The following is a 13,014-nucleotide window of genomic DNA, read 5'->3' as shown; positions in this document are numbered from 1 at the left end:
AGGTTACTTATTTTATAATATGAAAGCTTTTTTATAATCTAACAAGCTTATTTTCTCTAAAAGATTCTGTTGCTGCATAAGCAATAATTGTTGATTTTGTACCATCATATACAGTTACATCTGGTTTTCTGTTTTCTATTATGCAATTTACAAACTCTTGTACTTCATCTACATAAGCTTGTTCAAATCTTTCTAAGAAATCTTGTGAACATTCTTTTCTTACTCCATGTTCATCTAAAATTTCTACTAAGTTCTTTTGTGGTACAGAAGCTATTCTTAAAATACCTTTTGTTCCGATAATTTCTGTTTCTACATTGTATCCATGTGGTGCTGTTCTTCCTGCAAATAAAAATGCCATTGCTCCATTTTCAAATTGCATTAACGCGGAAACGTTATCCCCGTCATCATATTGTCCAAATTCAGGATGTGCATAGCATCCTCCGATTGCATAAATTGATTTTGCTTCTGATCCTAAAAACCATCTTGCTAAGTCTATATCATGTACTGCCATATCAATAAATTGTCCGCCACTGTGACCTGCATATTTTATTGCTCCTTCTATTGCATGCTCAGGATCTTGACTGTATCCTCTAAAAAGAATAGGCTTTCCTATCTCTCCTGCTTCTATTTTTTTCTTTGCATATGCATAAGATGGGTCATATCTTCTCATGAATCCTAACATGAATACTTTATCTGGATGTTTTTCTACTGCTGCTTCTGCTAGTTTACATTCTTCTAATGTTGTTCCTAGTGGTTTTTCACTAAATACATGGAATCCTGCATCTAATGCATCTGATATTTGCTGGCAATGTAGAGCTGATGGTGATGCAATAAATATTGCATCTAACTCTTCATTTTTTAGCATTTCATTATAATCTGTATATCCATATTTAACTCCCCAGCTTTTTTGCACTTCTGCTACTTCTTCTTCAATAACACTACATACAGCTAATAATTCTGCATTTGGTATTCTAAAAGCAATATTTTCTGCATGTTTTCTCCCTAATCTTCCTAATCCTACAGCTCCTATTTTGATCTTCTTCATATTCATTCTGCTCCTTTATAAAAAATTTTCTTTGGACTCGCAAACGTTTGCATTAATTTTAAGATAATATTACTATACTCCATATTCTATGTCAATACCTATTTTTATTGATTTTTATTTATTCCTGTTATTTGCTTATTTCAAAGTGTATTAAAATCAATAAATAGATAAACATTTCCTAGCAAACGTTTGCTAACTCCTAAAAAATTACGCAAAACAAAAACTCCAGTTATACTGAAGTTTAATAAATTTTATTTTCCTCTAGTAGTTTTTCTAATTACTAATTCTGGTTCCAAAACAATCTTTTTTACAAATCTTTCTTCTTTATTTCTTATTTCTTCCATTAATATTTCAAATGCTAGTTTCCCTATATAATATTTCGGTTGATCAATAGTTGTTAACTGAATTTGTGGAAGTTCAGAAAAACCTACATTATCAAAACCAACAACACCAAAATCTTCAGGAACCTTTATACCCTTATCCTGTGCATAATGCAATATTCCAAGTGCAATCACATCATTTCCTGCAAAAACAGCATCAGGTGGATTTTCTAACTTTAATAACCTCTCAATTATAGCATATCCACTTTTTGTTTTGAAACTCCCATAGGCAATAATTGATTCGTCAACCGGATAATTATATTCTTTTAATGCCTCCTTATATCCTTCAAATCTTCTTCCATTTGAATAAGAAGCTATATCTCCACCAATAAATGCTATTCTTTTATATCCTGATTTAATTAAATGCTCTGTTGCTAAGAAGCCACCTCTTTTATTATCTACTTCTATGGTGCTGTTATTTCCCCCATACGAAGGGCTGTTAATTAAAACCATTGGTGTTTGTAAATCATAAACGTTAGGAGAATCGTCTTTAGCAGGGTTAATAATAATCCCATCAACTCTTTGTTCTTGAAGAGTCTTTAAATAACTTTGTTCATTCTCCTTATTATAATTAGTATTGCATAAAAATACATTGTATCCAATTTTTCTTGCAGCATCTTCAACTCCTCTAGCAATTGACGGATAATATGGATTTGTAATATCTGCAATTACCAATCCAATAGTATTGGTATACTTTTTTACCAATCCTCTTGCAATTGCATTTGGCTGATATCCCATTTTTCGTGCTTCTTTTAAAACCTTCTCTACCGTTTCCTGGCTTACACCAGGTTTTCCATTTAAAGCACGAGAAACTGTAGTATATGATATACCTAGTTTTTTTGCAATATCTTTAATAGTTACCATAATCATTCCCCAATTTTCTTTTTCTATTATTATAGCAAACGTTTTCACGTTTTTCAAATACATTTGAAATTAACTATCATTGTTGTTTTTTACCATCTAAAATAAAAATTTATACTTCCCTCATCTAGCATTTTTCGTAATTTCTTTTTTATATATACTTTCACAACCTCTCTTGTAATAGGAATTACTAAAATAAATCCAAGGGTATCTGTTAAAATTCCAGGAGTAAGCAGCATAGCTCCTCCAACTAGAACGCATAATCCATTGATTAGCTCTTCCCCAGGTAGTCTTCCTTCTCTCATTTCATATCGTATGCGAAACAAAATCTCTCTTCCTTGTGATTTTGCTAAGTAGGCTCCTAAAACTCCTGTAAAAATAACTATTCCTAATGTGCTAAAAAGTCCTATATAAGCATTTAGCTTAAACAATAAAGCTAATTCAACTAATGGAACTATTGTAAATAAAAGTATTAATTTTACAAGCATCTATTTCACCTCATCCAAACAATTCCTTAATAAACTCCATACTTTTGGGTTTTGTTTTTTGCAGTTTACAGGCTTTAAATTTTTGTTGACAAAAGCGTGGATTGTTGTCCCTTTTGCCAGTAATGCTTCATCTTCTTTTCTAATAATTTCATATTCAAATTCAAGCCTTACTCCCTTTAATTTTTTTATTCTTGTTCGAATCAATAATTCATCATCATATTTTGCTGCTGATTTATAAAAACAATGACTTTCTATAACAGGTAAGATAATTCCTTCTTTCTCTAATTGTGCATAAGTATATCCTAAAGATCTAAAAAAAGAAGATCTTCCTACTTCAAACCACGTATAATAATTTCCATGGTAAGCTACTCCCATTTGGTCCGTCTCTTCATATCTTACACGTACATATCCATCATTTATATACATCTTTATCTCCTCCTTATTATGCCTCAATAAATATCTCATCATTTCTATTATGCCACAACATTTATTTTTGTGGAAACAATTTTCATATAAACATAAACAGCCGAACTTAAAAGTCCGGCTGTTTTTTTAAATTATAGTACATTTGCTTCCCCACTGTATACAAGACCTCTTATACTATCTACCGTTACAACATCTCCATCTTTTAGTAGTTTTGTAGCATCATTTGCTCCAACAATTACTGGCTTTTTAATATTTAATCCTACAATAGCTGCATGAGAAGTAATTCCTCCTACTTCTGTTATAATAGCAGCTGCTTTTTCCATAAATTCAACCATATCTTTATCTGTAGCAACAGTTACAATAATATCTCCTTCTTTAAACTTATTCTTTGCATCGATAGCATCACGTACAACGCATACTTTTCCTGTAGCAGCATTACTTCCAATACCCATACCTTTTGCCAAAACTTTACCTGCAATATGAACTTTTATTGTATTTGTTGTACCCGCAACACCTACAGGTACTCCTGCTGTTATAATAACCAAATCTCCACATTTTATATATCCAGTTTCTAATGCTCTTTCAACTGATAGATCAAATACTTCATCTGTAGAATGACCCTTTTGTGTAATTATTGGATAAGTACCCCAAGTAACAGCAAGTTTTCTCATAACCTTTTCACTTGTAGTTGAAACAATAATTGGTGCTTTTGGTCTAAATTTAGATACCATTCTTGCCGTATATCCTGATGCAGTTGCTGTAATAATTGCTGAAGCTCCTAAATCTTTTGCACTGCTACAAGTAGCATGACTTACTGCATCTGTAATGCTTCTTTCTTTTCCTACTGCTTTTTCTCTTAAAATTGCTTCATAATCTAGCGATTTTTCAGTAGTTTCTGCTATGTTTGCCATAGTTCTTACTGCTTCAATCGGATATTTTCCAGCTGCTGTCTCTCCTGATAACATAATAGCATCTGTTCCATCAAATATAGCATTTGCAACATCTGTAACTTCTGCTCTTGTCGGTCTTGGATTTCTAATCATAGAATCTAGCATTTGTGTTGCAGTAATTACTGGTTTTCCTACACCATTACATGATTTTATAATCATTTTTTGTACAAGAGGAACCTGTTCTGTTGGAATCTCAACACCTAAATCTCCCCTTGCAACCATAATCCCATCAGAAACTTCAATTATTTTTTCAATATTATCTACGCCTTCTTGATTTTCAATTTTTGATATAATTTGTATGTCATTAGCATTATGTTCTTCTAATATTTTTCTTATTTCAAGCACATCTTCAGGTTTTCTCACAAAAGAAGCTGCAATAAAGTCTATACCATTTTGAATACCAAAGATAATATCATCAATATCCTTTTGAGTAATAGCAGGAAGATTAATTTTTACCCCCGGTACATTTACACCCTTATGATTTTTTACCATTCCTGAATTTCTAACAACACATTTTATATCTGTTCCATCAATAATCTCTAAAACCTCTAAGCCTATTAGACCATCATCAATCAAAATAGTATCACCAGGCTTCACATCATTTGGAAGATCTTTGTAAGTAATGCTACCTATTGTAGTATCTCCTAGTATGTCTCTTGTAGTTAATGTGAAAAATTCTCCCTCTGATAAAAATGCTTCTCCATCTTTAAAATTTCCTGTACGAATTTCAGGTCCCTTAGTATCTAATAAAATGGCAACAGGTAACCCTAGCTCTTCTCTAACTTCTTTTATTGTATCAATACGCTTTTTATGTTCCTCATGGCTTCCATGAGAAAAATTAAGTCTTGTTACATTCATACCGCTTTTCATTAATTCCATTAAAGTTTCTTTATTTTCACTTGCCGGTCCAATGGTACAAACTATTTTCGTCTTTCTCATAAGTAAATCTCCTCCATTTTTATATAGATAATATTTTTGTTAATGCATATAAATCTTTATTCATCTTTTTTTTCATTGAAAGGGCTTCTAATATATCAAAATCACAAATTTCATTTCCCTTTATACCAACTGCCCTACTTTTTTTCCCTTGGATTAATAAATCTACAGCCTTGCTCCCCATTTGACTTGCTAATATTCTATCAAATGCAGTTGGACTTCCACCTCTTTGTATATGGCCAAGAATGGTAATTCTTACTTCTATCCCTGTTTTTTCTTCAATCTCCTTAGCAATAGCATATGAATTTTTTGAAGCACCCTCTGCCAAAATAATAATGCTATGTAATTTCCCTCTATTTTTTCCTTGGATAAGTCTTTTACATACTTCATCTATAGAAAATTCTTCCTCCGGGACAATAATGCTCTCGGCTCCTCCAGCAAGTCCCGCATAGAGTGCAATATCCCCACAGTGTCTTCCCATAACTTCAACAATATTTGCTCTTCCATGAGATGTAGATGTATCTCGAATATTGCTAATAGCATGCAATACTGTATTAATAGCTGTATCAAAGCCAATTGTATAATCTGTATAAGCTAAATCATTGTCTATTGTTCCTGGTAACCCAATGGTTGGAATTCCTGCTTGGCTTAATCTTTCTGCTCCTTTTAAAGAACCATCTCCACCAATAACAACAATTCCTTCTATTCCAAATATCTTTATAACATTTAATGCTTTTTTGAACCCTTCTTCTGTTTTAAATGCTTCACTTCGAGCAGTTCTAAGCATGGTTCCGCCTCTATGAATAATATCTGCTACTGAGGAGAGCTTCATCTCTTCAATGTCTCCATTTATAAGACCTTCATAGCCTCTCTTAATACCAACTACTTTTAATCCATTATAAATCCCTGCTCGTACTACTGCTCTTATAGCAGCATTCATCCCCGGTGAATCTCCTCCACTAGTCAATACCCCAATTTTTTTCATATTCTCCCTCCTCCATTTATTATTTATAATCTCATTTAAAATATGCTATATATTTTAGAAGGGAAAGTTCCTTAAATAGTCACTTTCCCCTATTATTTCCTATTATAAGTTCAATAAGATCTCGTGAGCCTCTTCTACTTCCCCATTAGGTACTAAAATTTCATAAACACTGTCTTGTCTTTTCAGCTTTACTAAAAATCCTTCCTGAACTAATCTCAGTTTAATTTTGTCAGCATCTGTTTGATTATGTGCCATATATACTACTGTCCACATAAATAGGTCCTCCCCCTGGAGCAGATTTCATTTTGATATTATTTTATTCTAATTTTGAATAAATTGCAATATCTCCTTATAAATTCTTATTAGTTGTATTATTTTCATTTTTTTGTTTTTCATGTATCTAATAATTATCTAAAGTCATATTATATCATACAACAAATTTTTATTCAAAGTATTAGCTTACAATTTCTATAGATTATAGAAAAGGAGGAGAATTTTTGAAAGATATTGTAATCAAAATGTTAAAAAAGCGTGGCGTAAACTTAAAAGATATAGCAAAATTAGTATATAATTTGCAGTCAAAATACATTACTTTAACCATAGATGAATGCTTAGTAAGTGTAAATAAAGTATTAGAAAAAAGAGAAGTTCAACACGCCATATTAACAGGAATTGTTTTAGACATTTATGCTGAAAACAATAATCTTCCTGAACCTCTTTTAAGCATATTACGACGCGATGAACCACTCTATGGTATTGATGAAATTTTAGCCCTTAGTATAACAAACGTATACGGAACGATAGGACTTACCAGCTTTGGGTATTTAGATGAAGAGAAACCTGGTATTCTTAAAAGCTTAAATGATCCTAAAAATGGTGTTCATACATTTTTAGATGACTTAGTAGCAGCAATCGCTGCAGCAGCATCTGCAAAAATCGCCCATTCAAAAGTTAACTAACATATCTTTACACAATCTTGTCCTAATAATCTTTTTAGTTCTTCTATTAAATCTTCATTTACATTTACCCATAAATTCTCATGGGCTTTTAACTTTTTATTTTCTTTTTCTAAAAAAATGTATACCGGCACATCTCCCTTCCATTTTTTTAGTGTCGGTTTCATTTTTTTTAATAACTCTTTTTCATCTTTATCCTTGCAGATTTTTAAGTACAATTTATTTTGTCCCTCTCTTTTCTTTAATAGAGGAAGTAATTTCTCTGCAATGATTTTAGGTTCTTCATCTTCTCTTATGCTTATCTTCCCTTCAACAATTACAATACTATCTTCATGTAGTATATTCATATATTTATCAAATATTTTTGGAAAAACTAATATTTCAATTGAACTAAACAAATCTTCTAATGTTATAAAAGACATCATATTATTATTTTTTGTAATTTTATTTTTTCTACCTACAATCATTCCAGCAATTCTAATATATGCTCCGTCTTTTATAGCATTGTCTTTATGATTTTCATCCATATCTATTAAATCACCTAAATTAATGGTTGAAATCGATCTTATTTCTTCTTCAAATTCAGAAAGAGGATGTCCACTCACATAAATCCCTAAAACTTCTTTTTCCATTATTAAAAGATTTTTCTGTGGAAATTCTTCTATATCTGGCAATTCATCTATCTTTACTGTATTTGGAATAACTTCATCAAATGCTTGAAACAAAGATACTTGTCCTTCTAAATTTCTTCTTCTATCTTGTTGTATTCCATCAATAACTCTTTCATAAATTGCTAAAAGCTGTGCACGATTAGCACCCATATTATCAAAAGCACCTGCTTTTATAAGACTCTCAATAGCTCTTTTATTCATTTCTTTCATTTCAACTTTTTCGCAAAAATCTATAAAACTTAAAAATTTACCTTTTTCTTCTCTTGCTTTTATAATTGCTTCAATTACACCAATACCAACATTTTTTACTGCCAAAAGGCCAAATCGAATCTTTCCGTTTTCTACTGTAAACTTTCCTTGGCTCTCATTCACACTAGGTGGAAGTATTTGAATATTTTTCTTTTTACAATCTCCTATATATTGAGCAACTTTCTTTGCATTTCCCATAATACTCGTAATTAAAGCTGCCATAAATTCAACTGGATAATATGCCTTTAAATATGCCGTTTGATATCCTAAAACAGCATAAGCTGCTGCATGAGATTTATTAAATGCATATCTTGCAAAATCAATCATATCATCATAAATCTTGTTTGCAATTTCTTCAGGCACACCATTTCTTACACAGCCTGCAATTTCATAATTTCCATTTTCATCTTTTTTTCCATGGATAAAGTATTGTCTTTCCTGCTCCATCACATCCATTTTCTTCTTACCCATTGCACGACGAACTAAGTCACTTCTCCCATATGAATAGCCCCCTAGCTGTCTTACAACTTGCATAACCTGTTCTTGATAGATTAAGCATCCATACGTCACATTGAGTATTGGTTTTAGTTTTGGATGCAAATAAACTATTTTTTCTGGATTATTCTTATAAGCTATATACTTTGGAATAGAATCCATAGGTCCAGGTCTATAAAGAGAAATACCCGCTACAATATCTTCAAAGCAGTCTGGCTTTAAATCCTTCATAAACTGCCTCATTCCTGCACTCTCTAGCTGGAATACCCCTAAGGTATCACCCTTACCTATCAAATCATATACCAACTTATCATTATATTCCATCTTAGAAAAATCAATCTTTACACCATAGTTTTTTTCAATACTATCTAGAGCATCTCTTATTACGGTTAAATTTCTAAGCCCTAAAAAGTCCATCTTTAAAAGCCCTAATTCTTCTAAGGTTCCCATTGTAAATTGAGTAGTAATACCTTCATTATGCATATATAACGGAACATATTCATCAATAGCCTCTTTTGAAATCACTACACCTGCTGCATGGGTAGAAGCATGCCTTGGCATTCCTTCTACGGCTTTTGCTACATCAATTAAATACTTAGTCCTCTCATCCTTCTCATATAATTCTTTTAAATTCTTATTTATCTCTAATGCTTTATCTATGCTTATTCCAAGCTGCATTGGAATAAGTTTTGCAATAGCATCAACCTCTGCATAAGACATATTTATAGCTCGTCCAACATCTCTTATAGCAGCCCTTGCTGCCATAGTTCCAAAGGTTATAATTTGTGCTACTTTTTCCTTTCCATATTTTTTAATTACATAATCAATAACTTCTTGTCTTCTTTCAAAACAAAAATCAATATCTATATCAGGCATAGTTACACGTTCTGGATTTAAAAATCTTTCAAAGATTAAGTTGTATTTTATTGGATCAATATCTGTAATTCCTAAGGTGTATGAAACCAAACTCCCTGCTGCTGATCCACGTCCAGGACCTACCATAATATTGTTTTCTTTTGCATATCTTATAAAATCCCACACAATCAAAAAATATTCTACATATCCCATATTTTCTATAGTTCTTAACTCATAGTCTAATCTTTCTTGAATACTTTTTGTTACATTTTCATAACGTTTCAACAAACCGTCTCTACACAATTTTCTTAAATATTCCTTTGCCGTATAACCATCAGCAACATCATACTTTGGTAAATGAATCTGATTAAAATCAAATTCTACATTACACATTTGAGCAATCTTTACAGTATTTTCTAATGCTTCTTTTGCATAAGGAAATAATTTTTCCATCTCCTCAGGAGATTTTAAATAGAATTCCTCTGTTGGAAATTTCAGTCTTTCTTCATCATCTATTGTCTTTCCAGTTTGAATACAAAGTAGTATATCATGTACATCTGCATCACTACGCCTTAAATAATGGACATCATTAGTTGCTACAAGAGAAATACCTGTATCCTTGCTTAATCTTATTAGTTGATTATTAACCATTCGTTGTTCTTCTATTTTATGATCCTGCAACTCTAAATAAAAGTAGTCTTTCCCAAATATATTTTTTAATCTTAATGCTTCTTTTTTAGCTCCTTCATAATCGTTTTGAAGAATTTTTTGCTGAACTTCACCTGCTAAACAAGCACTTAAAGCAATAATTCCTTCGCTATACTTTTCTAAAACAGAATAGTCAATTCGAGGCTTATAATAAAAGCCTTCTATATATCCTAAAGATACAATTTTCATAAGGTTTTTATACCCAGTATTGTTCCTAGCTAGTAACACAAGATGCCCTAATCTTTTATCTTTTATAGGATCTTTATCCGCCATTGTTCTGCTTGCAGTATACACTTCACATCCTATAATAGGCTTAACCCCTTGTTTTTTTGCCTCTTTATAAAAGTCTACAACACCAAACATAGAGCCATGATCTGTTATTGCAATGGCTTTCATCCCCATGTCTTTTACCATTTTTATTAAATCCTTTATTCTAGCTGCACCATCTAACAAACTATATTCCGTATGGACATGCAAATGGACAAACTCACTCATTTTTTATCACCCTTAATATCTATCTTCTTAATAATTTTGCAGACATCATTGCTTTTGATACAATCTCTTGATTATGATACGCTGTAATATCAACTTTATAAAACTTACGACCAATATTAATAATATTAGCATAAATTTCAACTTTATTTTCAAGCTGTAATGGCTTTATAAAATAAATCATAAAGCTATCAATAACACTATCTAAATTTTTTTGTTTCTTAATAGCAACTGAACCTGCAGTAGACATAAGCATAACTAAAACACCTGCACTAGCAATTCCTCTATCATTTAACATCATTGGTGTTATCTCTCCTGTAAGCTTTATACCTTTATCTGTTTCTTCTACTTTGCTTTGGTTAATTAGCATATCTTCAAATGGTTCTGCCATATGAGGCTGCTTTCTAATGTGCTTTAACCCTTTTATAACATCTTTACGCGTAATAACACCTATTAACTTTTTATTTTCTGTGACAGGAACCATCTTAATTCCTTCCCAAATCATTATGTGCGAAATATATGCAACAGATGTGTTTAAAGATACAGTAATTGGATCTTTTGTCATAATATTTTTTATCTTTTCAGCATCATCTCTCCCTGCAATATCTCTTGGTGATACAATTCCCACCACGCATAAATTCTCATCTACTACAGGAAATCTGCTATGCCCTGTTCTTTTTATATATCTTTTCATTTCTAATACTTTATCGTTTTCCTTAAGATAACAAACCTGTGCTGGCATAATATCTTCTGTTATCAATATTTCTTTTTTTATTAATCTTTCATGAATAGCATGATGAATCATAGTTGTAATAGTAAACGTATCATAACTAGTAGAAAGAATCGGAAGTTTCTTTTCATTTGCTATTTTTTTAATCTCTTCCTTGCATGAAAGTCCACCTGTTATAAGAACTGCACAGTTTTTATCTAATGCAAGCTTGTGTACATCATCTCTATTTCCTACAATCAATAAATCTCCTTCTGAAATATATTTCTCTATCTCATCAACTGACATAGCACCTATTACAAACTTATGAACAACTTTATAAATCCCTTCATGTCCTCCTAAAATTTGTCCCTCTACAATATTAAGTATTTCAGCAAAAGTTACTTTATCAATTCGCTTTTTTTCCACATTTTCTATACGAATCGTTCCTACTCTTGGAATTGTACTTACTAATTCTTTTCTTTCTGCATCTTTTATTGCTTTATAAGCTGTTCCCTCACTTACCTCTAAATCTTGTGCAATCTGCCTAACAGAAATCTTACTGCCAACAGGCAGCTCTTTTATATAATGAATAATCTGTTCATTTTTTGTCATGTTACCACCTCTTATATAATAAAAAAGCATGAACCATTAGTTCATACTTTATTATATCAAAACTATTCAATATTCTCTAATACATCAATAATTGTAATGTTTGGATGATTGATCAGTTCAATTTCTACTGCTTTATCATATCTTTTTCCATCCTTATCCCATAGACACCTAATTTTTGGTCTATTTGGATAATTCTTATCTACTTCTGCTACAATTCCCTTTTCTCCTGTACTTAATCTTACCATTGTTCCAAGTGGATAAGAAGCAACATGCATAACAAAACTTTTTACAATTTCATAATCAAATTGATGATTTCCCATAGATATTAAATACTCTACCGCTTCATGAGGAAGTATTTTCTTTTTATAAACCCTATCAGAAGTTAATGCATCATACACATCTGCTACTGCAACAATTCTAGAAAACTCATGAATTTCTTTTTCTTTTTTACCTAATGGGTACCCTCCCCCATCATACCTTTCATGATGCGTTAGTACAATCATAGCACTTAAACTACTAATATTGGTATATTTTTTTAATATATCATATCCCAATCGAGGATGGTTTTTTATTATTTTATATTCATCATCCGTTAAGGCTCCAGGTTTATTCAATATCTCCTTAGGAATTGCAACTTTACCAATATCATGCAAAATAGCACCTATTCCTAATTTTTCTAACTTTTCTCTATTGTATCCCATAGAAATACCTGTTATTAAAGATAATACACAAACATTTACAGAATGTGCAAATGTATAATCATCTACTGCCTTTATATCAGAAAGATTCAACATAATATCTTTGTTTCCTAGCAAATCATCAAGAATATTGCTTACTGCACGAAATAAATCCTTTGTATATACTGCTTTTCCCATATGAATATTTTTCATTGTTTGTCTTATAATATTTTTAGCTTGAAGTCTATTCTGTTCACATATAACATCTTCAATTACAATATCTTCAGTATCTTTTGTATCTATATAAACACCACTAATACCCAGACTTATTAACTTACGAATATAGCTTTCCTTTAGTTCTATTCCATGATTTAGTAAGATTTGTCCATCATTTCCATATATAGTTTTTGCTAAAATCATGCCTGGCTTTAAAAATTGAACATTTATCTTCTGCATGTAATCCTCCAAGATTGAGATAGTCATTATCCATATATTTATTCGCCATAATTATACAAAGTC

Annotated in this window: 11 protein-coding genes; 1 reads left to right on the top strand and 10 read right to left on the bottom strand. The window is 31.3% G+C overall.

Features of this window, described 5'->3' with window-relative positions:
• Positions 1-31: 31 nt before the first annotated feature.
• From iolG to FQB35_RS15735, 7 genes are all read right to left on the bottom strand, one after another.
• A complete protein-coding gene (gene iolG / locus FQB35_RS04025) occupies positions 32-1,045 on the bottom strand; it encodes an inositol 2-dehydrogenase (protein ID WP_148808751.1) in 1,014 nt (337 codons plus the stop codon).
• Positions 1,046-1,296: 251 nt separating this feature from the next.
• Complete coding sequence (locus tag FQB35_RS04020; protein ID WP_207707337.1) at positions 1,297-2,289, bottom strand: LacI family DNA-binding transcriptional regulator; 993 nt, start codon at positions 2,287-2,289, stop codon at positions 1,297-1,299.
• A gap of 89 nt (positions 2,290-2,378) precedes the next feature.
• A complete protein-coding gene (locus tag FQB35_RS04015) occupies positions 2,379-2,774 on the bottom strand; it encodes an FxsA family protein (protein ID WP_148808749.1) in 396 nt (131 codons plus the stop codon).
• Complete coding sequence (locus FQB35_RS04010) at positions 2,775-3,200, bottom strand: acyl-CoA thioesterase (RefSeq protein ID WP_148808748.1); 426 nt, start codon at positions 3,198-3,200, stop codon at positions 2,775-2,777.
• A gap of 131 nt (positions 3,201-3,331) precedes the next feature.
• Complete coding sequence (gene pyk / locus FQB35_RS04005; RefSeq protein WP_148808747.1) at positions 3,332-5,089, bottom strand: pyruvate kinase; 1,758 nt, start codon at positions 5,087-5,089, stop codon at positions 3,332-3,334.
• Positions 5,090-5,108: 19 nt separating this feature from the next.
• Positions 5,109-6,071, bottom strand: coding sequence for a 6-phosphofructokinase (gene pfkA, locus FQB35_RS04000; protein ID WP_148808746.1), 963 nt, complete (start codon positions 6,069-6,071; stop codon positions 5,109-5,111).
• 102 nt (positions 6,072-6,173) lie between these two features.
• On the bottom strand, positions 6,174-6,344 hold the full coding sequence (locus FQB35_RS15735) for a hypothetical protein (RefSeq protein ID WP_168198231.1): 171 nt from the start codon (positions 6,342-6,344) through the stop codon (positions 6,174-6,176).
• Positions 6,345-6,568: 224 nt separating this feature from the next.
• On the opposite strand from FQB35_RS15735, the gene FQB35_RS03995 reads away from it, so the two are divergent.
• A complete protein-coding gene (locus tag FQB35_RS03995; RefSeq protein WP_148808745.1) occupies positions 6,569-7,030 on the top strand; it encodes a phosphatidylglycerophosphatase A family protein in 462 nt (153 codons plus the stop codon).
• Here FQB35_RS03995 and FQB35_RS03990 read toward each other — a convergent pair.
• The 3 genes from FQB35_RS03990 to FQB35_RS03980 all read right to left on the bottom strand — a co-directional run bounded on the left by FQB35_RS03990 (position 7,027) and on the right by FQB35_RS03980 (position 12,951).
• Positions 7,027-10,500: a DNA polymerase III subunit alpha gene (locus FQB35_RS03990; RefSeq protein ID WP_148808744.1), complete on the bottom strand. Its 3,474-nt coding sequence runs from the start codon at positions 10,498-10,500 to the stop codon at positions 7,027-7,029. The genes FQB35_RS03995 and FQB35_RS03990 overlap by 4 nt on opposite strands.
• 19 nt (positions 10,501-10,519) lie before the next feature.
• Positions 10,520-11,818 carry a DRTGG domain-containing protein gene (locus tag FQB35_RS03985; RefSeq protein ID WP_148808743.1) on the bottom strand — a complete coding sequence of 433 codons (1,299 nt, stop codon included), beginning with the start codon at positions 11,816-11,818 and terminating at the stop codon, positions 10,520-10,522.
• Between the two features lie 62 nt (positions 11,819-11,880).
• Positions 11,881-12,951, bottom strand: a complete 1,071-nt coding sequence (locus FQB35_RS03980) for an HD-GYP domain-containing protein (protein ID WP_168198230.1) — start codon at positions 12,949-12,951, stop codon at positions 11,881-11,883.
• Between the last annotated feature and the right edge of the window lie 63 nt (positions 12,952-13,014).

This window comes from Crassaminicella thermophila (assembly GCF_008152325.1).
Lineage (GTDB): Bacteria > Bacillota > Clostridia > Peptostreptococcales > Thermotaleaceae > Crassaminicella_A > Crassaminicella_A thermophila.
The sequence above is the reverse complement of the archived record's forward strand: the minus strand, read 5'-3'. Positions and strand labels throughout refer to the sequence as shown.